General features: G+C 38.6%; 22 protein-coding genes. 14 read left to right on the top strand and 8 right to left on the bottom strand.

Translation table 11 applies throughout. The annotated features are described in order from the left end of the window. On the bottom strand, positions 1-849 hold the full coding sequence (panC, locus tag JXQ92_RS16065; RefSeq protein ID WP_421987658.1) for a pantoate--beta-alanine ligase: 849 nt from the start codon (positions 847-849) through the stop codon (positions 1-3). 138 nt (positions 850-987) lie between these two features. On the opposite strand from panC, the gene JXQ92_RS16060 reads away from it, so the two are divergent. Genes JXQ92_RS16060 through glmS form a run of 3 tightly spaced genes read left to right on the top strand, consistent with a single transcriptional unit; the run spans position 988 to position 4960 of the window. Next, positions 988-1800, top strand: coding sequence for a glycogen/starch synthase (locus tag JXQ92_RS16060; RefSeq protein WP_421987657.1), 813 nt, complete (start codon positions 988-990; stop codon positions 1798-1800). Between the two features lie 13 nt (positions 1801-1813). Continuing rightward, a complete protein-coding gene (locus tag JXQ92_RS16055) occupies positions 1814-3082 on the top strand; it encodes a DUF4270 family protein (RefSeq protein WP_421987656.1) in 1269 nt (422 codons plus the stop codon). A gap of 39 nt (positions 3083-3121) precedes the next feature. Further along, the gene (gene glmS, locus JXQ92_RS16050) at positions 3122-4960 is read left to right on the top strand and encodes a glutamine--fructose-6-phosphate transaminase (isomerizing) (RefSeq protein WP_421987655.1); all 1839 of its coding nucleotides are present in this window, start codon (positions 3122-3124) and stop codon (positions 4958-4960) included. Positions 4961-4991: 31 nt separating this feature from the next. Here glmS and JXQ92_RS16045 read toward each other — a convergent pair whose 3' ends face one another. Next, positions 4992-5654, bottom strand: coding sequence for a 3-hydroxyacyl-CoA dehydrogenase family protein (locus JXQ92_RS16045; RefSeq protein ID WP_421987654.1), 663 nt, complete (start codon positions 5652-5654; stop codon positions 4992-4994). A gap of 49 nt (positions 5655-5703) precedes the next feature. Between JXQ92_RS16045 and JXQ92_RS16040 the strand changes: the two genes are divergently transcribed. Genes JXQ92_RS16040 through JXQ92_RS16030 form a run of 3 tightly spaced genes read left to right on the top strand, consistent with a single transcriptional unit; the run spans position 5704 to position 7860 of the window. After that, positions 5704-6087 (top strand): RidA family protein, encoded by a 384-nt coding sequence (locus JXQ92_RS16040; protein WP_421987653.1) that lies wholly within the window; start codon positions 5704-5706, stop codon positions 6085-6087. A gap of 50 nt (positions 6088-6137) precedes the next feature. Further along, the gene (gene gltX / locus JXQ92_RS16035) at positions 6138-7643 is read left to right on the top strand and encodes a glutamate--tRNA ligase (RefSeq protein ID WP_421987652.1); all 1506 of its coding nucleotides are present in this window, start codon (positions 6138-6140) and stop codon (positions 7641-7643) included. Between the two features lie 10 nt (positions 7644-7653). Next, a complete protein-coding gene (locus JXQ92_RS16030) occupies positions 7654-7860 on the top strand; it encodes a hypothetical protein (RefSeq protein ID WP_421987651.1) in 207 nt (68 codons plus the stop codon). A 10-nt stretch (positions 7861-7870) separates the two neighbouring features. Here JXQ92_RS16030 and JXQ92_RS16025 read toward each other — a convergent pair whose 3' ends face one another. Genes JXQ92_RS16025 through JXQ92_RS16010 form a run of 4 tightly spaced genes read right to left on the bottom strand, consistent with a single transcriptional unit; the run spans position 7871 to position 14234 of the window. Then, positions 7871-11131, bottom strand: coding sequence for a VCBS repeat-containing protein (locus JXQ92_RS16025; RefSeq protein ID WP_421987650.1), 3261 nt, complete (start codon positions 11129-11131; stop codon positions 7871-7873). Then, entirely contained in the window at positions 11124-13388 is a 2265-nt protein-coding gene (locus tag JXQ92_RS16020; protein ID WP_421987649.1) for an FG-GAP-like repeat-containing protein, read from the bottom strand. The genes JXQ92_RS16025 and JXQ92_RS16020 overlap by 8 nt, the downstream gene beginning before the upstream one ends. 58 nt (positions 13389-13446) lie before the next feature. Continuing rightward, positions 13447-13647, bottom strand: a complete 201-nt coding sequence (locus JXQ92_RS16015; RefSeq protein WP_421987648.1) for a hypothetical protein — start codon at positions 13645-13647, stop codon at positions 13447-13449. After that, positions 13647-14234 carry a methyltransferase family protein gene (locus JXQ92_RS16010; protein WP_421987647.1) on the bottom strand — a complete coding sequence of 196 codons (588 nt, stop codon included), beginning with the start codon at positions 14232-14234 and terminating at the stop codon, positions 13647-13649. Before JXQ92_RS16010 ends, JXQ92_RS16015 begins: the two co-directional genes overlap by 1 nt. A gap of 47 nt (positions 14235-14281) precedes the next feature. On the opposite strand from JXQ92_RS16010, the gene JXQ92_RS16005 reads away from it, so the two are divergent. The 8 genes from JXQ92_RS16005 (at position 14282) to deoC (ending at position 22223) form a co-directional block, all read left to right on the top strand. Next, positions 14282-15229, top strand: a complete 948-nt coding sequence (locus JXQ92_RS16005; RefSeq protein ID WP_421987646.1) for a helix-turn-helix transcriptional regulator — start codon at positions 14282-14284, stop codon at positions 15227-15229. An 83-nt stretch (positions 15230-15312) separates the two neighbouring features. Continuing rightward, positions 15313-15630, top strand: a complete 318-nt coding sequence (locus JXQ92_RS16000) for an antibiotic biosynthesis monooxygenase family protein (RefSeq protein ID WP_421987645.1) — start codon at positions 15313-15315, stop codon at positions 15628-15630. Beyond that, a complete protein-coding gene (locus JXQ92_RS15995; RefSeq protein ID WP_421987644.1) occupies positions 15627-16235 on the top strand; it encodes a GyrI-like domain-containing protein in 609 nt (202 codons plus the stop codon). The genes JXQ92_RS16000 and JXQ92_RS15995 overlap by 4 nt, the downstream gene beginning before the upstream one ends. Before the next feature lie 19 nt (positions 16236-16254). Then, positions 16255-17676, top strand: coding sequence for an MGH1-like glycoside hydrolase domain-containing protein (locus JXQ92_RS15990; RefSeq protein WP_421987643.1), 1422 nt, complete (start codon positions 16255-16257; stop codon positions 17674-17676). Then, positions 17673-19229: a sodium:solute symporter gene (locus tag JXQ92_RS15985; RefSeq protein ID WP_421987642.1), complete on the top strand. Its 1557-nt coding sequence runs from the start codon at positions 17673-17675 to the stop codon at positions 19227-19229. Before JXQ92_RS15990 ends, JXQ92_RS15985 begins: the two co-directional genes overlap by 4 nt. 3 nt (positions 19230-19232) lie before the next feature. Further along, complete coding sequence (locus JXQ92_RS15980; RefSeq protein WP_421987641.1) at positions 19233-20330, top strand: glycerate kinase; 1098 nt, start codon at positions 19233-19235, stop codon at positions 20328-20330. A 35-nt stretch (positions 20331-20365) separates the two neighbouring features. Then, complete coding sequence (locus JXQ92_RS15975) at positions 20366-21580, top strand: NAD(P)-dependent oxidoreductase (protein WP_421987640.1); 1215 nt, start codon at positions 20366-20368, stop codon at positions 21578-21580. Next, positions 21570-22223 carry a deoxyribose-phosphate aldolase gene (gene deoC / locus JXQ92_RS15970; protein WP_421987639.1) on the top strand — a complete coding sequence of 218 codons (654 nt, stop codon included), beginning with the start codon at positions 21570-21572 and terminating at the stop codon, positions 22221-22223. The genes JXQ92_RS15975 and deoC overlap by 11 nt, the downstream gene beginning before the upstream one ends. Positions 22224-22225: 2 nt before the next feature. Here deoC and JXQ92_RS15965 read toward each other — a convergent pair whose 3' ends face one another. Both JXQ92_RS15965 and JXQ92_RS15960 read right to left on the bottom strand, forming a co-directional pair. After that, on the bottom strand, positions 22226-22735 hold the full coding sequence (locus JXQ92_RS15965; RefSeq protein ID WP_421987638.1) for a hypothetical protein: 510 nt from the start codon (positions 22733-22735) through the stop codon (positions 22226-22228). 83 nt (positions 22736-22818) lie between these two features. Next, positions 22819-25383, bottom strand: coding sequence for a M14 family metallopeptidase (locus tag JXQ92_RS15960; protein WP_421987637.1), 2565 nt, complete (start codon positions 25381-25383; stop codon positions 22819-22821). Positions 25384-25596 lie beyond the last annotated feature (213 nt).

The following is a 25596-nucleotide window of genomic DNA, read 5'->3' as shown; positions in this document are numbered from 1 at the left end:
CTAAGAAATTAACATTAAGTTATCTATTAGTCTAACCCCGCCAATTTCTGCCGCAATGCACAATGCTATTTTCTCTCTTTTAGTAGTGTCAGTGGCTTGTTTAAAATCCTTTGTATCAACTACCTCAAAATATTCGAGTTGTAAACGCTCTTGATTCATGAATAGTTCTTCAGCGTAGCGGATAACATCATTAATTAGCGTTTTGGTAAGTAGTGAATGCCGAGCAGTTTTTAAACATCTATAAATCAAAGAAGCATCTTCTCTTTGTTGATTGTTCAACCTCATGTTTCGAGATGACATGGCTAACCCATTTGTTTCCCTAACTGTAGGTACCATGTTGAGCTTAATTGGGAAGTTAAGCTGTTCAATCAGCTCCTTAATAATGAAATACTGTTGAATATCTTTTTGCCCAAAAAATGCCTGATCGGGTTGAATGATGTTAAATAATTTTGACACTACAATTCCAACGCCATCAAAGTGGCCTGGTCTAAATTTACCTTCTAGTTCGTTGCTTATTGTACTCAGTTTTACTGTAAGACTGACAGGAGCAGGGTACATTTCTTCGTCGGCTGGTGTAAAAACTATATCACAATGCGCATCTTGAAGCTTTTTTAAATCTTCAGAATTGGTTCTAGGGTAGTTAATTAAATCTTCAGGTTTGTTAAACTGTGTTGGGTTTACGAAGATACTTGCCACCGTAATGTCGCAGGTATTTTTTGATGCCTTTATTAAAGCCAAGTGCCCATGATGGAGAGCCCCCATTGTTGGAATAAAGCCTATGGAGTGGTTATTTGATCTTAATACGTGAATTTCTTGACGTATTTCAGCAATGGTTTCAAAAATTTTCATCTTCTATTTAACCTATATTAACGAGTGGTGGCCATCAGGCTAGAGCCTTTTTCTGTAAAATTGAAGGATTTTTGACCCAAATACCGTAATTTTGTGGCTCTTTTTCAAGGAAGAGTTTTCATTAAATTCCCATTAAGTATGTCAAAATTAAGAATTCTGTACGTTGCAAACGAAATTCAACCATTTCTTCAAACATCTGAAGTTGCAGATTTTGTAAGAAAATTACCTCAAGCAATGCAAGAAAGAGGTATGGAGATAAGAATTTTAGTGCCGCGTTTTGGTCTCATCAATGAGAGAAAAAACAGATTGCATGAAGTAGTTAGACTTTCAGGAATAAATATTTCCGTTGGTGAAGAAGAAAAGCCTTTGGTTATCAAAGTTGCTTCGATTCCTAACGCAAAGCTTCAAGTATATTTTATTGATAATGAAGACTATTTCCATAGAAAGTCAGTTTTCTTTGATAAAGAAGATAATTTCTATGAAGACAATGATGAAAGAGCAATTTTCTTCTGTAAAGGCGTTTTAGAAACAGTGAAAAAGCTCGGATGGGCTCCAGATATTGTTCACTGTAATGATTGGATGACAAGTTTAATACCGTTGTACTTAAAAACAACTTATAAAAACGATCCGATCTTTCAGAATACAAGATCAGTTTTTACTATTTATAATAATGCATTCTCTCATCAGTTTGGCGATGATCTACTGGACAAAGTCAAAATGATGGATATAGAAGATAGCATGCTCGAAAATCTCAAAAGTGCTGACTTTGCCGGTTTTATTAAAACTGGTGCTGAATATGCCGATGCTGTGATTAGAGCTGAAGAAGAGGCCAGCGATGTGCTGAGCAATTTATTTAGTGAAATCGGGCAAGGTAAAACCGTAAGTACAATTGAGAAGGACGATGATTTTTTAGATTCCTACTTTAATTTATATAATGAACTTGTTGGCTAAGATTAGAATATTAATGGCGTTTATAATAGGCGCCATAATTTTTAATTCTTGTGAGGAGAAAGGTGAATTCGGATTGGGTTCAGATGATGTTGCTCCGATTGAATTCGATGTTGAGGAGATTTCTTTAGGGACATCTCTAGTTTGGTTAGATTCTATTCCTTCGTCCAATACAGGACGTTTAATGGTAGGGGAACATGCTGGTTCAGAGTTTGGCATTATGCAAGCCAAAGGCTTTATAGCGCTAGACCTCAATGAGACTACTCATCCAACTTTGGAAGAATCAGTTCTAGATTCTACTCGAATTAATTTCAGAGTTAACTATTTATATGATACCGCGACCAATCGTGAATTAAATTTGAGAGCTTACCAGATTGGCGAGGAATTTCCAGATACTTCTTATATCACAAGAAATGAACTTATCCAATCGAATATGTTATTGGCCTCTGGAGATGTCATGATTGACAAGTTTGATTCTACATATTCAATAAATGTTGATGAAACTTGGGCGGATCAGATTTTTGAAGGCATTAGAAGTGGCGATGCCACTTTTGATACGCAAGACGCATTCGACGTATTTTTTCCAGGTTTTGTTTTAAGACATGAAGGTGTTGCTGAGAATATTTTTGGACTTAATATAGGTGCCACTTTTGAAATGGTTTTTTACTATTCAGATCCTGTAGGTGATGGCAGTGGAGATGTTGTAAACAAACTCCTCACTATGAACGCTACCGGAATGCCGAATTTCCACAATTTCACAGTTGATCGTTCTGCAACAGACTTTTCTGTTGTTCAAGAGACAAATGTTATTTACTCTGGAACTTCTCGACTAATTGCACAATCGGGAGCAGGAATGGTAACCCGTTTAGACCTCTCTGACTTTCTAAGATTTAATACGGACAATGAAGGTGTAATTGTAAACCTTTCGGAATTAAAAATCGGCCCAATAGGAGATCTGCCAGAAGGTATTTTCCCTCCTCCAGTATTATTTATGGCCTTGACTGATGAACGAAATACAATTATTCCTGACGGGTCAGGCTTCAGGTCGATTCAAAGAGATGGAGCTAATGTTTTAGCCGATGATGCACCTGTTCAACTGATTTATGACTCAGATACTAGAACGTATACTGCATCATTAACTACTTACACTCAAGCTTATTTGACTGATATTTTTAGAAGAGATGAAGTTTTCCTTTATCCTACAAATATGAGCCTTTCAGTTAATGGAATGGTTGTCGATGTTGAAGATGTACAACTGAAGATTTTCTTCTCTCAACTGAGGTAGACATCCTTATTATTATTACATTTCCCTAAACTTACTTTTATGTGTGGTATTGTTGGTTACATAGGCAAAAAAGAAGCATACCCTATTATTGTCAAGGGTCTTCAGAGGCTCGAATATAGAGGCTATGATAGTGCAGGAGTAGCTCTTCTTCAAGATGGAGAGTTGAACGTTTATAAGAAAAAAGGGAAGGTTGCCGATATGCATGATTATGCTAAAGCACACGACCTAAAATCAAGAATTGGTATTGGTCATACAAGGTGGGCGACTCACGGAGAACCTAACGACGTAAATGCTCATCCCCATGTCTCTAATGGCGGGAAGTTAGCCATGATTCATAATGGAATCATTGAGAACTATGCCTCTATCAAGACTGACTTAATTTCAAAAGGCTACACGTTTCAGAGTGAAACTGATTCTGAAGTCTTTATAAATTTCGTTGAAGATATCTATTTAAATACTAAAGTGCCTCTTGCTGAAGCCGTTCGGTTGGCATTAAATCAAGTGGTTGGCGCTTATGCCATAGCCATTATTTCTCTAGAAGACCCTAACCTTCTTATTGCGGCTAGAAAAGGTAGCCCTTTAGTAGTTGGCTTGGGAAAAGACGAATTCTTTCTTGCTTCAGACGCAACTCCAATAATAGAATACACTAATGAAGTTGTCTATTTAGATGATCAAGAGATTGCAATCATTAAGGACGGTAACTTAACAATAAAGAACATTGAGGACGTTGAGATGAAACCATACGTCCAAACAGTAGATATTGAGCTTGAAGCCATTGAAAAAGGTGGCTATGATCATTTTATGATCAAGGAAATCTTTGAACAACCTAAATCAGTAGCAGATTGTCTTCGAGGGAGGTTAAATGCCAAAGCAGGTCATTTACACTTAGGTGGTATTCATGATTACTCAAATAAAATCGTTAATGCAGATAGAATTGTCATTCTAGCCTGCGGTACTTCATGGCACGCTGGCTTGGTAGCCGAATATATCTTCGAAGAATTCTGTCGTATTTCAGTTGAAGTAGAATATGCATCCGAATTCCGTTATAGAAACCCAATAATCGGAGAGAAAGACGTTGTTATTGCGATTTCTCAATCAGGTGAAACAGCAGATACACTGGCAGCAATTGGCTTAGCGAAATCTAAAGGAGCTACCATTTTTGGAGTTTGTAATGTTGTGGGTTCTTCTATACCTAGAATGACCCATGCGGGGTCTTATACGCATGCAGGTCCTGAAATTGGAGTAGCAAGTACAAAAGCATTTACTGCACAGATTTCGGTGCTTACTATGATGGCACTAATGATTGCCCAGAAAAAAGGAACATTATCTGAGAGTAGTTATAGAAGTTTATTAGTAGAACTCGAAACTATCCCAGATAAGATTGCCAAGTGTCTTGATTTGAATCCTCAGATTGAAATTATTTCGGCAAAGTTCAAAGATGCTGCTAACTTCCTTTATTTAGGTAGAGGGTACAATTTCCCTGTTGCGCTTGAAGGAGCTTTAAAACTTAAAGAGATTTCTTACATACACGCTGAAGGTTATCCGGCTGCAGAAATGAAGCACGGTCCAATTGCATTGATCGACGAGAGTATGCCTGTTGTTTTTATAGGCACAAAAGATTCCTCTTACGAAAAAATAGTCTCGAATATTCAAGAAGTTAAGGCACGAAAAGGAGAAGTAATTGCCATTGTTTCGGAAGGAGATACTGAGATTGCTGAGATTGCCGATCATATAATTGAAGTTCCTCATACCCATGAGGCCCTTATGCCATTAGTATCAGTAATACCATTACAATTATTGTCGTATCACATAGCGGTGATGAGAGGTTGCAACGTAGATCAACCTAGGAATTTGGCGAAATCGGTTACTGTAGAATAATTAAAAAGGGAGTTTTAAACTCCCTTTTTAATTATATTTTGAGGTAAGCCTGTTTAAGTGATGGACAAATTTTATATCGCTCATCTTTCGTGTCGTCATATATTGCTTCCAATAATTCATAGACGTTTTTAATTCCAATTTTCAAGCTCCACTCAAAAGGCCCATAAGGATAATTAGTGCCTAACTTCATACCTTGATCAATATCTTCAGGTGTTGCGGTACCCTCTTGAACGGTAAAAAAAGCTTCATTAATGATCATACAAATGATTCGAGGAGTAACCATGCCCACTCGGTCTTTAACAATCTGAAAGTCTGTTTTCAGAGATTCACAAATTGCTGATAACTCATTTTTGTCACCATCATCTAAAAGTGAAACCTCTAGAAGTGATCTGTTGATAAAAGTTGGGAGCCCGTTAAACCCGAATATTTTAGTATCAAGCACATGGTTTTGAAAATAAGAAAGCTCCAGCAAAGATATTTTAGGTGTGTTTACGAATAGCTTAACTCCTTCCAAACCAACATAATTGTTGAATAACTCCGGGTCATCTCCAATAAAGAAATCAAAAACTAGGTCGAATGAAGCAAACGTAGAATGGAATTGATATCTAGTATCTAGTGTTAGATCATGTTCAATCCCAAACTTATTTTCAAATTCTTCAAAATCTCTTTCCGTACCGACTACCAGAATCTTCATAAATCACTAATTTGAGACAAAAGTATGGATTCTATTAAACAATTAAACTATGACTAAGACCATTGTTACAAGCGGGCAAGCTCCAGCACCAATTGGCCCTTACAGCCAAGCCGTAAAAGCAGGAAACACACTTTATGTATCCGGTCAAATCCCTTTCGATCAGCTTACGGGAGAAATGATCAACGAAAACATAACAGAAGAAACCCACCAAGTAATGAAGAATTTGGAAGCCGTGCTGAGTGAAGCTGGAATGGGATTCGAAAATGTAGTGAAATGCTCTATTTTTATTAAGGATATGAATCAATTCTCTACTATTAATGAGGCTTATGGTATGTATTTCAAACAGAATCCACCGGCAAGAGAAACTGTAGAAGTCGCTCGTTTGCCTAAAGATGTAAATGTTGAGATTTCCTGCATAGCTGTTGATCTTTAAATAGCCGTCATTCTTTAACTATTCATATATTTGCGCCCTAATTTATTCATATGAGCGTTCGCGTACGATTTGCCCCGAGCCCTACTGGTGCTCTACACATTGGAGGTGTTAGAACAGCACTTTATAACTACCTTTTTGCTAAAAAGCATAAAGGGGCTTTCATTTTAAGAATAGAAGATACTGATCAGAATAGGTTTGTAGCTGGAGCTGAAAATTATATCGAACAGGCCTTAGAATGGGCTGGAGTTTCACCGGATGAAGGCGTCAATGCTGGAGGTGATTTTGGGCCCTATAAGCAATCCGAACGTAAGGATTTATACAAACAGTTCGCTGATCAGTTGCTAGCTGAGGGGAAAGCTTATTATGCGTTTGATTCTTCTGAAGAGTTGGATGAAATGAGAGAGCGGTTAAAGGAAGCAAGAGTTGCTAACCCTCAATATAATGCCATTACGAGAATGCAGATGGTCAATTCGTTGACACTTTCTGATGAAGAAGTAAAAGAAAGAATCGAGCGTGGTGATGATTACGTAATCCGAATTAAACTTCCGCGAAACGAAGATGTACGATTTAAGGATTTAGTTCGAGATTGGGTTGTTGTTAATACCGCCACTATGGACGACAAAGTCTTATTGAAATCTGATGGCATGCCTACCTACCACTTGGCTAACATCGTTGACGATCATATGATGGAGATTTCTCACGTTATTCGAGGAGAAGAATGGTTGCCATCGGCACCGCTTCATGTGCTCTTGTACGAATATTTAGGATGGGAAAAACCAGAATTTGCTCACCTTCCATTGTTATTAAAACCTGATGGAAATGGTAAACTCAGTAAACGAGCCGCCGATAAACTCGGCTTTCCAATATTCCCTCTCAATTGGAACGATCCCGTTTCTGGCGAATTATCAAAAGGATTTAAAGAAGAAGGATATTTATCTGATGCATTTATCAATTTCTTGGCCTTTTTAGGGTGGAATCCTGGTGGAGAAGAAGAAATTTTCTCAATGGATGAATTGATTGATGCTTTTACAATCGAAAGAATTAACAAGGCAGGTGCTCGGTTTGATATCGAGAAGGCTAAATGGTTCAACGAACAATACCTTAGAACCAAACCTGATGAAGAATTGGCTGAAGCATATTCAAGTTTATATGATCAACCCATCGAAAAGAGTAAATCTTTAGCGATAGTGGCAGCGTTGAAGGAAAGGGTGACTTTTGTTCAAGACATAAAGGTGGCTGGAAGTTTCTTTTTCGAGTCTCCTAAGGAATTTGATGAGAAAACTACTAGAAAGAAGTGGAACGAATTTGCAGTTGAAAAACTCAAAGGATTTTCGGCAGAATTAGCTCCTTTAAACGAAGTTTCGAAGGAAGAGGTGAAAGAGATTTTTATGGCTTATTTAGCTACAGATGAAACACCTTTAGGAAAAGTTATGCCGGCATTGAGGCTAGCACTTACTGGCCAAGGAGGAGGTCCAGATTTGATGGCAATTATGTCTATTTTAGGGCCAAAGGAAGTTGTAGATAGGATAAACAAGGCGATACAAGCTTTAGCATAAAGAAAATATTATGGCAAAGAAGAAAAAGAATCAAGAAGAGAAAGCTAAAGTTGCTGAAGAACTAGATGGCTTAAGTGTTAACATTGATCGCTTCGGTGAAATTCAAAACTCGCTTTCAATTGATAAGATCAATGATTTTTTGAATAAGAACGTTGATGATAAAAAATTGAGAGACCGAGATGATCTAGAAGATTCTACAAGAGAAGAAGAGGAATAAGCCTTTTTGTTTAGTTGACTTCCCTGACATACAGGCTTTCTCCCGTAGCGGTATGTACGACTACTTTTTTAGCGCCTACGTTAATAATAACGGCGTCTTTAATATTACCTGATGCCCGGTAGCTTGATTGCTTCTCAACAACGAATTTTTTATCAGAGATGCTATAGTGCAGCTCAAATCCATGACTCGCATCATATTGCCCTACTATCACCTCAGTAGAATAATCATTTCCACTTAAATAGAATCTATCACCATTCTTTTGAATTGCCTTTAAAGGAGCGATTTGGACAGCTTTCGGGAGTGCCTCAGCACTAAAAGTATCTCCATTGTTGATAAAAAGAGTGTGCTTAAAAGTATTGGCTTTTAGGGTGTAAGCACCCTCTCTAAGCTCTTCTGAAATAATATCCTCAAAAGTGGCTTGTGCAAACGGTTCGTGTTTTATGAATCGTTTCTTAAAGCCAATAACCTGTGTTTCCAAGGTGCTTTTAGAATGTAGTATATGTTCTTTACCACCTATAAAACAACTCATGATAGGGTCAATCATACCATTCTTATCAAAGTCTTTTGCAAAAACAGATAAAGGCTCGTCAATAGAAATTTGGTACTTGGTATTTTCACCCAAGTTGCCAGCCAGAATGTCCAGTTTTCCATCCTTATTCACATCATCGATTAAAATCGTATTCCACCATCCGGTATGATTCGATAATCCGAGTGCGTCGGTTTGATCTTTGAAAACACCATCAATATTTTTGAATACCATAATCGGCATGAATTCTCCAGCAATTACAAGCTCTTCTTGACCATCACCATCAATATCAGCCCATGCCGATGTTGTAACCATTCCAGCATCGCTCAATCCTGAACTCATATCTGTTGTTACATCAGTAAATTTTCCACCATCATTTCTTAGTAGATAAGAGGTGCCAGGCATTGGATAACTCTTTGGAGAAAGCCTACCGCCTACAAAAATGTCTAGATCGCCGTCATTGTCGAAGTCATTGGCGGCTACAGTACCAGTACTGGTAAGCATGGTTGGCAATGAGCCTTCGTCCCTTATAAAGGTGCCTTTTCCGTCGTTTATATAGATTCTATCTTGATATTTAGGATCGTTAGCATCAAATTCGTTGCTGCCAGATGCAACATATAAATCAAGGTCACCATCCAGATCTATATCCAAGAAAATGGCATCAGTATCCTCAAATTGATCAGAGTCAGTAAATACTTTTTTATCGAATTGTCCAGTGCTGTTTTGAATAAGAAGGTGGCTTAAATTGCTAGAAGATCCACCAACAAAAAGGTCATCTAACCCATCTCCGTTAACGTCCCCTTTTGTAATTGTAGGGCCAGCTTGTGAAAGCCGATGAGGAAGAAGTGGCTCGTAATAGAAGTCTACGTAATCATTTTCTGGTGTTTCATGATCAAGCCCAAATGCCGAAGCTTGATTTCCAGAAGTACGAGTGATTAGGGTTGCTTCCTTAGAAGGGGCTGCGCTGTTTTTAATATCAAATGAGACAGAAGAATTAGTATTAGAAGTTTTCTCCTCGGTTTCACCATTAGGCCAAATCACTTCAACGTTTACTTCGCTATTGTTTTGTCCAAAACCGAAATAGATTTTTGAAGAGACATTTGACAAGTAACCTCGAGTTTTAGTTTGATAATGAGACTGTTTCCTTCCGTTTTGAGAAACAATAATCTTAGCACCCAAGCCATCCGGGTTGTTCGAGTTTCCTTTTAGTTCAATAGAGATGTAGTTGTTCTTAACTTCCTTTTTATCCAATGTATTCTCATAAACATGAGCAACATCGTCAATATTCGAAATCACAATATCAAGGTCACCATCATTGTCTAAGTCCGCGTAAATCATACCATTCGACCAACTTGGTTCTGATAGTCCCCAATCTGTCGTTACATCTTGAAAAGTAAGGTCCCCATTGTAAGCATAGGCGTAATTCGGAAGCTTTAAATCATTTGTTTTCTTAACAATTTCAAGAGCAACCTCGTCTGGGTCTTCTCCGTTTTCTTTTGCTACCTCCAATTGCTCTCTAATGTAGTTTCTGAAATCCCAATCAGTAACATTTCTCCTAAAGCCATTGGTAATAATTAAGTCTTTTTCTCCATTGGCGTCATAATCTGCAAAAAGAGGGGCCCAACTCCAGTCCGTTTCATTTATACCTGCTAATTGGCCAATCTCAGAAAACCCTTTCTCACCTTGATTCAGTTGAAGACTATTTCTCATATACTGAGGTGTATAACCTTCTTTTATGGATAGGTTGTAGAAATCGAATTGCATGGGGCCAAGAATTTTCTTTTGCCGATAATTATCCTCAGGCATCATATCTACTTGAACTACATCTGGTAATAGATCATTATTGAAATCTTGAAAATCAATGCCCATTCCAAAATGGCTGGTGTGTCTTAGGTACGCTTTAGATTGATCAGAGAAGGTGCCATCTTGATTGTTTATGTAGATAATATCATCAAACAAGAAGTCATTACTAACATAAATATCCGGATACTGGTCATTATTTAGGTCATTGACTGCTATTCCTAAACCATAACCTTCAGTAAGAATTCCAGCTTCTTCATTGACATTTGTAAACGTATTATCACCATTATTCCGATAAAGACGATCGTTGGAAATAGCTGTGCCGTCGGTAACCTTCTTATTTACTAGGGTCAAGTCTGTGCCCTCGTTGTTGCCATATGTTAACACATAAACATCAAGGTCACCATCCAGATCATAGTCTAAAAAAGCTGAATGTGTAGAATGACCACTATCATTTAAACCGTAAGATTTGGCTTGTTCGGTGAAAGTTAAATCACCATTGTTTATATAGAGTAAGTTTTCTCTTTGAGTACTATCGGCACCAGAAACTGAAATATAGATGTCGTTATGTCCATCAGCGTTAATATCTACAATAGATACTCCATTACACCAGACGCTAGTTTCTAGCCCGGCACTTTCAGTAATATCCTCAAACTCTAAATTGCCCTTGTTGATGTAAAGCTTACTTGATACGAAATTGCCCGTAAAGAATAAATCCTCTAAACCGTCATTATTAAAATCACCAACCGCTACTCCGGCTCCGTTATAAATCGGCGCAAAATTTAGTAGGTTCACATCCCGGCTTTCCTTCATTTCATTATTGAATGAAATGCCCGATTTAGAAGGAGAGACAAGTTCGAAGATGGAATCTTTGCCATCGCCACAAGAGGAGAGCGTAAGGGCAAACACAAAAAATAGAAGTAATGCTGATGTTGTCTTATTCATGTTCATGTTGACTTACCATACTCGCATCCATAGAAAAACTGGCTTTAGGTACAGTACGTTTCTCTATACTTGATGCCCCTTCGTTGATCTTAATATGCGCGTTAATTTCAACTTCACTAAAATTCTGTTTTTCACCTGTTGCAGGCCAAGTAACTTCCAAAAGCTCTATCATTTCAGCGCTACCAAGTCCTATCTCTAGGTCATAACTATTACCGCCAAAACTGGCGCCACTGGACACCGTTCTATAAATGTGTTGCTTGTTTGAAGTAACGATATGAACCTTTGTGCCTATCGCTTTCTTATTGGATGTATTCCCTACGAGTTGAATGTTAATCCAATTATTATCACTCATCGGATTAACTAACAGTTGATTCTGATAAATGTCTCCTTCATGAGCTCCTCCCATGGTGATGTAAATATCCTGATCGCCGTCATTATCCATATCGCCCCAACTGATGCCATGTCCTTTTTGAATGTTCGAAAAACCACCTTGAAAAGTAACCTCTTCAAAATACTTCCCTTCTATGTTCTTAAACATCCTATTTGGGATAATACTCTCAAAACTAGGATCTCCAGTACCAAAGTAAATATCTAAGTAACCGTCATTATCTAAGTCACCATAATTGAACCCCATGCCGTAGATAGAATGGTTCATTTTGGCTTCTGCGGTAACATCCGTGAACGATCCATCGCCATTGTTTTTATAAAGCTTTGGTAAAGCAGCAGTAGGTTGGTTCCCAAGTAATTCATAAGCGGTTTCAAAAGACAAGGTATTGTTACTGGTGCTATACCCGCAGATAAACAAATCTTCGAAGCCATCATTATTATAATCGAATGAACCTACAGGGAAGCTTACAAATGGCTCAGGAGCATTGTAAGTAATCGTTTCGTCTTTAAACTTTAAATTTCCTTGGTTAATCAGAAGCTTGTTCTGCCCCCCCATGATAGAAATATAAAGGTCCATTTGATTATCATTATTCGCATCAATTGCCGTAGCGCCCTTAATTAAATTGGTAAATTTTAGTCCAATCGATGAAGCTACATTGGCAAAAGTTCCATCCTTTTTATTTAGATAAAACTCTGCCTCATGAATTTTGAATTTGCTGTCTCTACCCAAATTTCTTCTATCAACATTCGTTTCATTACCAATAAAAACGTCTACCCATCCATCATTATTAAAATCTGCCCAAACCGATGTTTGTGTCGGGTTAAAAGAGAGAATTCCAGCTTCTTTCGTTACATCAGTAAAAGTATCGTCACCATTATTTCTTAGCAGTGAGTTAGGGTGTTTTCCCCATTCACCAAACCAGCCACCACGCATTACGAAAATGTCAACAAAACCGTCATTGTTATAGTCAGTTTGAACGCAGTTCAATCCACCAACTAAGCCATCTAAACCTGCTTTACTCGTTTTATCATCAAATCCACCTTTTCCATTATTCACGTAGTATCTCATTTGATCACTTTCCGTAAATCCACTAGAAGTAACCAGAACATCTAAAAGGCCATCGTTATTGAAGTCCTCCGTGATAGAACCTCCTGCTAAACCACGCGTTGCCACGCCTAGATTCGAAGCCATATCCGTAAACCGCGGAATTTCGATATCATTTTGAGCACTAAATGATTCTATAGGGATCAGGAATTTTGAGGGGACATCATCAGGGTAGCGACCCAGTGTTTGATAAGAGATATTTAAAAGCCAACGTAGCTCCAGATCGTCGGGTGATTTTTCAAGCATCGTTTCCAAAACAGCAATAGCTTTTTCAGAACCTTGAGTTTTCTGATGAATTCCGTCCGCACTGATAGGTAAAATACACGATGCAGAGCTATGGTTGATAATGCAGTTTTCTTGTTCGCCAAGCCTTATATATGACACCGCTAACAGTCGGTCGAAGAAGGACTGATCTTGTGCACTGAGAGTTTTGTTTTTAGCAGCTAATTCCTTTTTAAACGATTCTATACCAAGAATCGCTTTTTCTGTATTTCCACTATTGAGTGTTTCCCTGAAATACCAATAAGTTAGGAGCATGTAATCCGAGGCTGAAGACCCTTTGGCCTTTCTTAAGGAGTCGTAAGCATTTGCACGTCTTGTATTGTAGTAATATTGAAGGTCTAGAGGGTTTGCTTTACTATGTTGTTCGTCTAGCAAATCAATCATGTATTGATTCTCACCGACTTCTTTTTTAACCGCTTCTGTTCCACAAGAATACGCCAACATTAATGTGGCTAAAAGCAAAATAAAAAACCTTCCCCTCATGCTTACAAATATAAATAATTTTTGAACGAGAGGTGTCTTCCAAAATGCAAGCAATCAGTTAACTATTGTCACTTTGCTTATCTTCATTCATCTCTAAAACTACGCGCCATAAAGTGCCTAAAAGCATAAGAGTAAAGCCCGCAATCATAAACATACTTCTAACACTCATATCAATAATTGAAAACATCCTCAAAACGAAAGATATAATGACTAATATAAGCCCTGCAACCGCAATCCAACCGGTGATTTTATGTCCCATTAAGATTGACTTTTAGAAAATGTAATTTTAGGAAAAAGGGATGGAACGTTGCGTTTATAACTTAAATATTGCTCTCCGAATTTTTTAATTAGTTTCTGTTCTTCAAGCCGGATGCCAATGGGTAAGTAGATAAACAGAGAGATCAGCGTAACGGCACTAGAGAGTAATGGGTTATAAACAAAATAGCCTATAAAAATCATGAGAGTACCCGTATAAAGCGGATGCCTAATTCTACTTTGCAAGCCTTCCATTTTTAATTCAGGATTGTCTCCTTCTTTTTTAATTCCCAAGAATACACCTGTACTGTAGTTTCTAAAGGCACGTTTGATTACAAAAATACCAACCGTACTTAACATAAGGCCAGCATAAAAGGCAACAGGGCTCGGTTTAAAAATTAAAGGGCTTGGAATAATGGCACCTACAAAAAGCACTGCAACAATGAGCAAGAAAGAGATAGAGTTATAGAGTACACGATATGTCCTTGGTTTTAAACCTATCTTGTTTTTTACTTTTTCAAGAAGCAAGATGCTATGAAGGGAGTAAAACAATGCCCAACCCAAAAATAAGATCAGATGATCTAGCCACATATTCGCAATGATAAGGATATTTTTTATGTTTAATTAATCATAAAGAAATGAATCGGATAGACCGCCTTACTGCTATTTTAGTTCACCTTCAATCGAAGAAAGTTGTCACTGCACAAGAGATTGCCGATCGATTTGAAATAAGCCTAAGAACGGTTTATCGCGATGTTAGATCCTTGGAAGAGGCGGGAGTGCCCTTAGGTGCCGAAGCCGGGAAGGGATACTTTATAATGGAAGGTTATCACTTGCCTCCCGTTATGTTTACCTCTGAAGAAGCCAATGCTTTGGTAATAGGCTCAAAACTGATCGAAGGACAGACCGATAGATCCATTAAGAAGCACTTTAAAGAGGCCATGTTTAAAATTAAGAGCGTTTTGAAATCAGAAGAAAAAGAAGGTCTAGAGAAACTCGAATCTCAAATTCGAGTATCGAGTATTCCGCAAATGGAAAGCGATGATTTTCCTAATAATTTCCTAGCCACTATCCAACGCGCATTAGTAGGTCAATGTGTTTTAGCGTTTAAATATTTTTCAAATTATACCGGCGATTTCAATGTGAGGAGCGTTGAGCCCATAGGCCTTACTTTTTATGGTGGGCATTGGCACTTATTGGCCTATTGTCGATTAAGAGAAGCCCCTCGCGACTTTAGAGTCGATCGGTTAGTAAAACTTCAAATGTTGGAGGAAACATTCGAAACGAATTCTAAAAGGGTCGACAGTTTTATGGAAGAGATTTTGAGAGGGAACGAATTGTCGGAAGTTGAGGTGAGTATCGATAAACAAGTTGCAAAATTCATCTCTACTCAGAAGTACTATCAAGGCTTTGTGAGTGAACATAATGATGGTAATAGAATTCGTATGAAGTTTCTAGTTCCTGGTTTAGAATATTTTGCCCGATGGCTCATTTCTTTCGGCAATGCCGTTCAAGTCATATCACCAGAAAGCTTAAAACCAATTCTTTTGGACTTGGTTGATGAGCTAAATCAACATTACAAGTAAATATTTATCAAGCCTAAAAACCTACTGACATAGGGTTGTCACCTGGCTAGCTGAAATTGCTTTTGTAAATAAACAATAGCAAAATGAGCAATAGTAAATCAACAGTAAAAGAGCTTGTGCTGTACAAAGTCAAAGCCGAGCATCTTCAAGACTACACTACGGAAGTATTACCCGAGTTAAAAGCATTTTTAACCAGTCAGAAAGGCTTTATAGCACATGAGTGTTTAAAAGCGATGGCAAATGATGGCCATTTGGTAGACCTAGTAGTTTGGGAGAATATGGAAGCCGCTAAAACCTCTGCGGCGGAGTGGGAACGCCGAACCAAACTAGGTGATTTTTCTAACATGATCTCCGCGATAGAGAAAGTGGAATTTTTCGATCACTTAACAGCCCTATCATGATGACGCTAGAAAAACTAAACTTACAAAAAGCATACCCGGAGTACTATAATGCAGTAACGAAGGCGAAAATAGTCAACCTAGAGCCTAGTAATTATATCACACTGTCAGGAATTTGCGCGCCTGAGGATCCAAAGTTTTTAAAGGCCATCGAGGATTTATATGGGCTTGCCTATCACATTAAGTTTATAAGCAAAGGCAATGATTTAGATTTTGTCGTTCCAAAAATGGAGGGGTTCTGGTGGGTAACTGGTGACTTGCCTTTCGAGGAAACAGCACGCAATGATTGGCACTGGAAAATCATTTTTAGAATGCCCGATTTTGTAGGTAAATCTGAATACAATGAAGCAATCAATCAGATGATCGAAAAAGGCAAAGCAACGAACGAACACGACTATGTATTCGAAGAAATTCACGAGGGCTTATCAGCACAAATACTACACATTGGTTCTTATGATAACGAGAGAGAGACCTTAAATCAACTATATCAATTTATAGAAAGAGAAGGTTTTAAAATTAGCGGTTATCACCATGAAATATACCTGAGTGATCCGCGAAAAACGTCAGAAGAAAAACTCAAAACTATATTAAGATACGCCATACAATAAACAACTAATTCTAAACTTCATGATAAATACCAAAGCATACGGCTTTGGTGTTTTTATTTCCTCTGTGGATCACTATTTTCACCTGCCGCAAGCATTTAGAGCAAGCATTATGTCCATAAAAAACCAAAAAAGACTTTTCAAAGAGGCTAGTCAGATCTTAAAGGGAAATACGTGGGAGGATAGGTATACAGTCCCAAGTGCCAACCTTTATCCCTATCAATGGAATTGGGATTCTGGGTTTGTGGCAATGGGCTTCGCACATTTCGATGTCAGTAGGGCAATTCGAGAAATGGAAAGTCTTTTTGAAGGACAATGGGAAAACGGCATGTTACCCCACATTGTTTTTCACAGTAAAGAACAAGAAGGTTATTTCCCTGGACCGTCGTATTGGGAATCTAAGAAAGTTGAAGCAGCGCCTCGACATGTCGAAACATCCGGAATTACACAGCCTCCTGTTCATGGTTTTATACTAGAGCGCATACTCGACTTACACCCCGATAATGAAGAAGTAAAAGCATTTGCAAAAGCTTTTTACCCAAAAATTCTCAAGCTTCATAGATACTTTTACGATTACCGCGACCCAAAACGAGAGGGTTTAGCATTTATATTTCATCCGTGGGCTTCAGGTCGAGATAACTCGCCATTATGGGATGATTTGGTAAGGACTATACCCATCAAACCAGGTGATATTCCGTCATATAAGCGTTATGATAACCTTAAAGCGGACCCTTCAGAAAGACCTTCGGACAAAGATTATGATATTTATGTCTACCTGATGGAACTAGGGAAGAGACATCAGTACAACGGAAAATTAATTGCAAAAGAATCACCGTTTTTAGTGCAAGACACGCTTTTCAATGCCATGCTTATTCGGTCAAATGATGCTCTGATTAATATAGGGTCAACTTTAGGTATCGACACAAAAGAAGTGCAGGAATGGAACAAGCAAAGTAAGAAGGCTTTTGATACAAAGCTTTGGGTAGACTCGCTCGAAACCTACGCTCCTTACGATTTGCAAAATAATCGTCATATAGACCTCAAAGAAATTGGTGCCTTTACAGCGTTATACGCTGGTATTCCTTCAAAGGAAAGAGCTTTGAAGCTAAAAGAATATATCGCATCCCTCGCCGATCGCCCTGAAGGCTTTCGTGTAATGCCAAGTTTCGACCCAGACCATAAGATTTTCAACCCCAGAAAGTATTGGAAAGGCCCAATTTGGCCTCAAATGAATTGGTTGGTTTACCAAGGTTTAAATCGTTATGGCTTTAATGGTACCGCGAATCAAGTAAAATCGGATTTTATAGATTTAGTTGATAAATTGGGTTTTTACGAATATTTCGACCCCAGAAAGTCTGTCGCAGATCAATTGGATCATGGTTATGGAGGAGACCATTTTTCATGGACTGCAGCGGTCGTATTAGACTTTATTGCTAATTCATGAACGTCCTTGATTACGCTATCATTATCCTCTACATTGGTGGATTCCTCTATTTAGGCTACCGATTTAAAAATCAATCAGATAAGAACGACTATTATCTAGGTGGGCGAAGTTTCGGCTGGTTTCCGCTAGCTATGAGTACAGCCGCTACCCAACTGTCAGCTGTAAGTTTTATTTCCGCTCCGGCCTTTGTAGGCCTAAAAGAGGGTGGAGGTATGATCTGGCTCACTTACGAATTTGCCGTTCCGCTAGCCATGATATTTTTAATGGTCGTGCTGGTACCAACCTTCTATAAGTCAGGTATTGTTAGCGTATATGAGTTTTTAGAAAGAAGGTTTGATTCTAGTACGAGAGTACTTTTGAGTGTCGTTTTTCAAGTCAGTAGAGCTTTCGGTACAGGTGTAATGATTTATACCGTAGCCATTATCTTAGAAAGCGTAATGGAGATCCCCATGTGGCAGAGTATCGTTCTGATTGGTATTGTCACTATTATTTATTCACTACAAGGAGGTATGAAAGCCGTGGTTTATGGCGATATGCTGCAAATGATAATTCTGTTCATTGGCATAATTGTTTGCTTTGGATTCGGACTGCATTATCTAGGCGGATGGGGAAGTTTTCTTGAAAAAGTAGATACAGAGCGCCTAACTGCCGTAGATTTTTCTTCCTTCGGATTTAGTGGAGATGAATTTGGGTTTTGGCCAATGCTTGTAGGTGGGTTCTTTCTATATGCATCATATTATGGTACAGATCAAAGTCAAGTTCAACGACTGCTTTCAGCCAGTAGTGAGAAGACAATGAAGCAAACACTTTTAGCCAATGGTGTCATGCGTTTCCCAATTACATTGGCCTATTGTATCATGGGCTTAGTTATCGGAACATTAGCATTGTCAAAAACAGAGTTTATTTCGCTTATACCAAGTGGCACTCCTGATAGGATGATCCCAATTTTTATAAGAGATTACTTACCAAATGGAGTAATAGGAATTCTGATTGTGGCCATTTTTTCCGCTGCCATGTCGTCACTAAGTTCAGCTATTAATTCCCTAAGTGCTGCCTCAGTAGAAGACCTATTTGCTAGAGGCAAAAATTTAGATGAGCGCCAATACATGAAGCTATCCAAGATTACGGCGCTTTTCTGGGGTGCAGTTTGTGTGATAGTAGCGTTTTTTGTGGGCGATATTGCAGACACCGTTATTGAAGCTATTAACAAAGTTGGCTCAGTATCATTCGGACCTATACTAGCAATATTTGTTGCAGCCATTCTGGTTAAAAAGATCAATGGTATTGGAGCAAACGTTGGATTACTCACTGGCGTGGCACTCAACGTTTACATGTGGTTGGCCGTGCCCGAAATCTTTTGGTTTTGGTGGAATGCAATTGGTGCAGTCGTAGCTTTCGTGGTAGCATATATTGTCAGCGTATTAAGGCCAAGTTCATCAGGTGAGCAAATTGTTATAGAACCCATTAATTTCAAACAAAAGAGCGTTTATGTGCTGTTAGCCTTCTTTGTTTTCATAGTCATAGTTTCAGTACTATTCCCTTACTTTTTCTAATTGATGCAAGTACTTGTATGCCCAGATAAGTTCAAAGGTTCACTTTCGGCCGATGAAGTTTGCAAGGCCATTGAAAACGGAATCAAGCGGTATTCAGAAAATATCGATGTTGTAAAAGTGCCTTTAGCTGATGGTGGTGAAGGCACACTAGATTTGTTAGAGAATTATATGTCGCTGGAGCGGGTCTATATTGATGTAAAAGACCCCTTATTCAGGCCAATAAGCACTTATTACCTAAAGAATGAGACGAAGGCCTTCATAGAAATGTCGAAAGCTTCAGGCTTACAACTGCTGGGTGAAAATGAAAAAAATCCGCTGAACACATCCACTTTTGGAACCGGCGAATTGATAAAACATGCCCTTGATCAAAATGTAGAAGAAGTGTTTCTTTTGATAGGAGGTAGTGCTACGAATGATGGTGGTATAGGCATGGCTGAAGCCTTAGGTTTCAAATTCATATCAGAAAATGGCTTGTGTACAGATTTAGTTGGTAGTTCACTGATTGACTTGAGGAAAATAGATGCTCATGAAATTCATCAAAGGATAAAGGAGACAAAATTCACAGTATTATCAGATGTTCGCAATGTATTGAATGGAAGCCATGGGGCATCCTATGTATATGGTGAACAGAAAGGCGCTGATGGCAAAGCCATTGAAATGTTGGACAAAGGCCTTGATAACTTAGCTTCAATTTTGGCCAGCGGTTTTGAATTAAATGCTGGCGCTGGCGCTGCCGGAGGACTAGGTTATGGCGCTATGAGCTTTTTAGAGGCACGAATGGTTTCAGGTATTGAAGCCATCATGGATGTTGTCGATTTTGATGATAAAGCTAAATCCGTAGACCTTATTATTACTGGAGAAGGCAAAATGGATGGCCAAACCAGTGCAGGAAAAGTCGTTTCTGGCGTTCTCAATTATGGTAAAATGCGTAATATACCGATTGGTATATTATGTGGAATTATAGATCAAGGAAAACAAGATTTCGACCCTAAAATGGTCAAGCAGATCAGCGACTTGGCTTTGAATTTTGATGATGCTATGACAAATGCCGCTCATTATCTTGAAGCACTTGCTTTCGAGATGATTAGTGACGTTTATTAGCTTTTCCAATCAGCCGAATTAATTACTTTTGCACTATGGCAGCAATTAGTATCGGCATAATCAAAGAAGGTAAAGTACCTGTTGATCATCGTGTACCACTAACACCCGATCAAGTAAGAGAAATTCTAGCGACTCATCCAAGTATCCAAGTCAAATGTCAACGAAGTGAAATTCGCTGTTTTAAAGACGAGGAATACGCTGCAGCTGGTGCTGAACTGGTTGACGACGTAAGCGATTGCGAGATTATTTTAGGCGTGAAAGAAGTGCCCCTCTCAATGCTGTCAGAGGGTAAAACTCACTTTTTCTTTTCGCATACAATCAAAAAGCAAGACTACAATAGAGGTTTACTTCAGGAAATACTCAAGAAGAATATCCGCTTGATAGACTGGGAGTGCCTTACGAATAAAAATGGTCAGCGATTAATTGCATTTGGTAGATATGCCGGAATTGTTGGTGCCTACAATGGCATTTTAACTTTCGGCAAGCGTTACAATCTTTTTCATTTAAGACAGGCTCATGAATGCTTCGATCTGGACGACATGAAGACCGAATATGCGAAGGTTGAATTGCCCCCTGTTAAGATAGTAGTAACTGGTGGTGGCAGGGTTTCGAAAGGGGCCATGGAAGTGCTTAATGGAATGGGTATAAGAAAGGTTAGTCCAGCAGAATTCTTAAATGAATATTTCAACGGCCCTGTCTATACACAACTTAATACAAGAGATTATAATCGAAGAATTGGTAATGGAAGTTTTGATAGAGATGAGTTTTACTCTGATCCTAGTCAGTATGAATCCGCTTTCTTACAATACGCTCAAAAAGCTGATATAGTAGTAGCTGGAGCTTTCTGGGATCCGAAAGCCCCGGTCCTTTTTACTAAAGAAGATGTAGTGCAATCAGATTTTAAAGTCCGCGTTATAGCAGATATTACATGCGACATTGAAGGCTCAATTCCATCTACCAAGCAACCTGCGACTATTGACAATCCAGTGTATGACTACAATCCGAGTAATGATAGGGTTGAAGCGCCATATTCAGATGAAGGCAATATTACTGTAATGGCTGTCGATAATTTGCCATGTGAATTACCAAGAAATGCATCTGAAGATTTTGGTAAGGAGTTTTTGAATCATATTCTACCAAATCTTATTGGTGAAGATGTTGATGATATCATCAAACGAGCCTCTATTACTACTAATGGGAAACTCACAGATCGTTATAGCTACTTGCAAGACTATGTAAATGGAAATTAACCGATATATAGAGCATACAAACTTAAAGCCTACACTTACTGATCGGGATATTGATAACCTGATACAAGAAGCTAAATCAAACAATTTTATAGGTGTCTGCTTACCTCCATTCTGGGTAAAAAGAGCCGCTAGAGAATTGGCATCAACCGACATTCAGTTAGTCACTGTTATTGGGTTTCCATTGGGTTATCAGATGACGGAAAGTAAATTGATAGAAATCGAAAAAGCGGTTGACAATGGGGCGAATGAACTGGATATTGTCATGAATATTTCTGCATTTAAAGCAGGAATGCCCTGGGCCAAGATAGAGTTGGCGAAATGCGCTCAGTTAATTCACAATGCTGGATGTATGATGAAGGTAATCATGGAAACATCTTATTTATCTGATGAAGAAGTGGTTAATGCCACGAAGATGTGCGCTCAAGCAGGTACAGATTTCGTAAAAACATCAACGGGTTTTTCTGATCAGGGAGCTACCAAACATCATGTTGCTCTAATGCGCAAACATGCACCTTCAAATGTCGGTGTTAAAGCATCAGGGGGGATAAGGGATTTAATTACGGCTAGGGAAATGATTGCTGCAGGGGCTGATAGACTAGGGACTTCGTCTGGAGTTACAATTATGAAAGCGCTTAATCAATAATGTTAAGCAGTCTTATCTTTTAAGGCTTGAATCCCTTTGTGTTTATAGATTTTCAATCCAAAATGATCAAAAATGCTCACTTTCATGCGGTTTTGAGCTAATTCTATTCTGTTATCTGGCTTTAGGAAAACAGTAAGTTCTAGTCCAGCTAAAACAAAGTTCTTTTTTGTGCATAGCTCGTTCATATAATTTGTAAAAGCTTCTTCCCAGTCAACCACATACTTATCATAATGGCTACTGCCATCAAACAAAAACTCTAATTGGTTATCTCCAATTTGAAAACGGTAAATACCCGCGACAACGTCATAAAGCTCGTCGAAATGATTCTGATGATCACCGTTATAACTATTAATTAACTCGGTGGTCTTGTCCGATAATCTTAATGGGTTGAAAACGGTATAATAGCCTTCTTTAATTAAGTCAATAAGTCTGTTCTGAAGACGCAGTCTTAAATCCGACTGAACTTGCTTCAGGATATAATTTTTATCTAAAAGGAAAAGGCGATCCGACAATTGAAAAAATTTTTACAAAGATAGATAAATCGGTGGATACAAAGCATTCACCCAGTTATCATATTTGAATTTTAATAGATTAACTACTGAGCGGAAACCCGATTTACTAATCTGCCAAAAAATATTGCATTCATCATAAGCTTATTAGTACCATACCAAAAGGCTCTGAAATTTGGATTGTCAACCAATGATACAATTCGTCCATTACCTAGCGCGCTTACTCTTACTGTTGAAGTACCTTTAAGTGTTTCTAGGTTAGCATCACTAATCCATCCACTAATAAGGGGTGTTTCAGTGTATTTTCCCGGGTTTGCAAACTTACTTTCAGAAGGTTCTATAATAGTATTGCCTCTTCTAAAGGTTGGTAGCAATTCTTTATGATAACCGAAATTCAAGGGGTGTGAAAGGTCTAGCTCAGACATGTAAACTCCACCCGGTATATTCTGACCTCTCACATAGTTGGTGATTTGGTCGTAACTAATGGCCTCGCTACTTGGTGCATCAGGCCTTACAGTTTTCAAGTTAGTCAGTTTGTTACGAGACATCCAGCTAACTGCCGAACCTATTCCTATTAAAGTGCCTCCATTCCGGATCCATCTTTTTAGGTTGTTCATTTCGCCTTCGTTCAAGTTTAGACCTCCGGTAATTACTATAGTCGTGTATCTGTCAATCACGTTAGAGCCAATCCTGTCGGCACGCAGTTTTGTGGCATACATATCCATTCTGGTATCTAAAAGATGCCATACTTCACCAATATCACTTGAGTTGCCAGTTTCAACTATCAGCGCGACTTCTGGCTTTTCTAAAGTTGAAAAAGAGTTGCTTCCAAGGGAAACCCCACCTGTTAAACCAGTATTTAGGGCGTGAACATCTAAGGCATCTGACTGAGTAAGGTCTTTCATCATTTCAAATAGGTCGAAATTCGAAACGGATTGGCCGGCAACAGGAATGAGTATTGTACCTCTATCGAATTCCTTTTCGTCCGGACCGATGAATTTATTTGTCGAAACTTTCAGTCTTACACCTTTCGAAAGAAGCTTGTAAGCTGCACGAGGAGCATAGTATCCGTGCCATTCAAAAGCATAAGCATAATTACTCTGGCCGCCTACTATTTCGCCTTTAGGAAACTCGAGCTCTTCAATTTTGTCTCCTAGTTGGTTTCTTCCATAGTCTCGACTCGACATTTCATGATATTCCATGTTAAATGCCATTGGGTAGGTCCAACCAGAAATATCATAAAACAGACTGTCTTCGAATGTAGTCCGTTGCTCGAACATGGCCTTTATAATCTTGTAGTTTCTCTGCTTAAGGGGTATGATGTAGCTATTGTCTGGTAGATATTCTTCTCCTTCAAGACGAATTCGTCTCGATGGACGATAAAAGTCTATTTCTTGTCGATCTAATATCTCCGCTAAATGAAAGGCACGCGCAGGATCTTTTTCGGCTTTAAAAATATATGCCTTGTGGCTGTCACCATCTGCTTCCCTCAATGCTCTTTTATAGAAGTCTTTCTGATATTCTAGTAGTTCTACGCGCATGGCGATAGATGCAGCCCAGGTAGATAGAGAAGTAGTAAATTGGTTGCGAACCGTAAACGGAAATTTCAGAATTCCATTAACACTTTCTTGTGCATGACCGCGCGAACTGGCTTGTTCAAATAGAATACCCATTCCGCCGTTAATATCTGGGAAAGTAGATCCTTTGCCATAATAGAAGTCGTCATATCCTTCTTTGGTATAATATAATGAGCCGATACTATCAAGTGCTTTAGCATGGTATTCACCAATTTTACCAGTCATTTCTTGGTTTAGTTTTGGTGTTAAAGGATGAGTTCTGGATGGTACCCCGGGTTGGAAGAAAAATGTAGAGTTAGTGCCCATTTCATGATGGTCTGTTAGAATATTTGGCTTCCACTCATGGTATTTGGCAATTCTATTTTGAGATTCTGGTTGCTGAACTGGGAGCCAGTCTCTGTTTAAATCAAACCAATAATGGTTTGTTCTGCCGCCTGGCCAAACTTCCCTGTATTCTCTGTCATTCGGATCAGGATTCACCTTTTTACCCTTATGCATATTAGCCCAAGTTGAAAACCTTGTGAGTCCATCAGGATTAAAAGAAGGGTCAATTAAAACAACAGAATTTCGTAATGCATTGTCAATTTCCGGACCTTCTGCCGCTGCCATATAGTAAGCCATCAGTAAAGATGCATTCGACCCACTAGGTTCATTCCCGTGAATACTATAACCCATATAAACTACAGAAGGCATCTTCTCTACATCGAATTTTTCCGCTTCATTTGGATAGGTTAACCAAGAATGATCGCTTCTAATTTTATCAATACCAATGTGATTTATAGGATGTGTCACGGTTAATAGTACTTGCGGACGTCCTTCATGGCTCTTCCCGATTTCTTCAATTGTTATACGTTCTGAGGCCTCTGCAACAGCCCTCATGTACATAACAAGCTTATCGTGAGTAATATGCCATTCGCCTACCTCATGTCCAATTATCGATTTTGGGGTAGGAATGTCAGGGTTGTACTGAACATTGTCGGGTAGATAATAGTCTAAGCTTATTTGCTGAGCATTTATGAGTGAAAAAGATGTCAGTAATAAGAGTGTTGATGCGAATAGCCTTTTGTTGATCATAAAATGGGTATTGACAAAGAAAGCAATATACAGATTCCCCTGTCTTATTGAAAGTATAAAACGGTTGCATTGAATCGAGTGACGAAGCTTTTTTTATCTGTAAAGTAACGTTTACTTTTGTGTAATAGCTGGAAAGTGACCTTCCAATAAAACTAAGATGGAATAAATGAAGGGAAATGCTTGATATTAATGCAGTTATGACCTGAACTAACT

It is taken from the genome of Roseivirga sp. (genome assembly GCF_049099775.1).
In the GTDB taxonomy this organism is placed as follows: Bacteria; Bacteroidota; Bacteroidia; order Cytophagales; family Cyclobacteriaceae; genus Roseivirga.
This window is presented reverse-complemented; position numbering and strand designations above follow the sequence as displayed.

Excerpts from the sequence above, each read along its gene's own strand:
- panC (WP_421987658.1), bottom strand. The coding sequence starts at position 849 with ATGAAAATTTTTGAAACCATTGCTGAAATACGTCAAGAAATTCACGTA.
- JXQ92_RS16060 (WP_421987657.1), top strand. The coding sequence starts at position 988 with ATGTCAAAATTAAGAATTCTGTACGTTGCAAACGAAATTCAACCATTT.
- JXQ92_RS16055 (WP_421987656.1), top strand. The coding sequence starts at position 1,814 with ATGGCGTTTATAATAGGCGCCATAATTTTTAATTCTTGTGAGGAGAAA.
- glmS (WP_421987655.1), top strand. The coding sequence starts at position 3,122 with ATGTGTGGTATTGTTGGTTACATAGGCAAAAAAGAAGCATACCCTATT.
- JXQ92_RS16045 (WP_421987654.1), bottom strand. The coding sequence starts at position 5,654 with ATGAAGATTCTGGTAGTCGGTACGGAAAGAGATTTTGAAGAATTTGAA.
- JXQ92_RS16040 (WP_421987653.1), top strand. The coding sequence starts at position 5,704 with ATGACTAAGACCATTGTTACAAGCGGGCAAGCTCCAGCACCAATTGGC.
- gltX (WP_421987652.1), top strand. The coding sequence starts at position 6,138 with ATGAGCGTTCGCGTACGATTTGCCCCGAGCCCTACTGGTGCTCTACAC.
- JXQ92_RS16030 (WP_421987651.1), top strand. The coding sequence starts at position 7,654 with ATGGCAAAGAAGAAAAAGAATCAAGAAGAGAAAGCTAAAGTTGCTGAA.
- JXQ92_RS16025 (WP_421987650.1), bottom strand. The coding sequence starts at position 11,131 with ATGAATAAGACAACATCAGCATTACTTCTATTTTTTGTGTTTGCCCTT.
- JXQ92_RS16020 (WP_421987649.1), bottom strand. The coding sequence starts at position 13,388 with ATGAGGGGAAGGTTTTTTATTTTGCTTTTAGCCACATTAATGTTGGCG.
- JXQ92_RS16015 (WP_421987648.1), bottom strand. The coding sequence starts at position 13,647 with ATGGGACATAAAATCACCGGTTGGATTGCGGTTGCAGGGCTTATATTA.
- JXQ92_RS16010 (WP_421987647.1), bottom strand. The coding sequence starts at position 14,234 with ATGTGGCTAGATCATCTGATCTTATTTTTGGGTTGGGCATTGTTTTAC.
- JXQ92_RS16005 (WP_421987646.1), top strand. The coding sequence starts at position 14,282 with ATGAATCGGATAGACCGCCTTACTGCTATTTTAGTTCACCTTCAATCG.
- JXQ92_RS16000 (WP_421987645.1), top strand. The coding sequence starts at position 15,313 with ATGAGCAATAGTAAATCAACAGTAAAAGAGCTTGTGCTGTACAAAGTC.
- JXQ92_RS15995 (WP_421987644.1), top strand. The coding sequence starts at position 15,627 with ATGATGACGCTAGAAAAACTAAACTTACAAAAAGCATACCCGGAGTAC.
- JXQ92_RS15990 (WP_421987643.1), top strand. The coding sequence starts at position 16,255 with ATGATAAATACCAAAGCATACGGCTTTGGTGTTTTTATTTCCTCTGTG.
- JXQ92_RS15985 (WP_421987642.1), top strand. The coding sequence starts at position 17,673 with ATGAACGTCCTTGATTACGCTATCATTATCCTCTACATTGGTGGATTC.
- JXQ92_RS15980 (WP_421987641.1), top strand. The coding sequence starts at position 19,233 with ATGCAAGTACTTGTATGCCCAGATAAGTTCAAAGGTTCACTTTCGGCC.
- JXQ92_RS15975 (WP_421987640.1), top strand. The coding sequence starts at position 20,366 with ATGGCAGCAATTAGTATCGGCATAATCAAAGAAGGTAAAGTACCTGTT.
- deoC (WP_421987639.1), top strand. The coding sequence starts at position 21,570 with ATGGAAATTAACCGATATATAGAGCATACAAACTTAAAGCCTACACTT.
- JXQ92_RS15960 (WP_421987637.1), bottom strand. The coding sequence starts at position 25,383 with ATGATCAACAAAAGGCTATTCGCATCAACACTCTTATTACTGACATCT.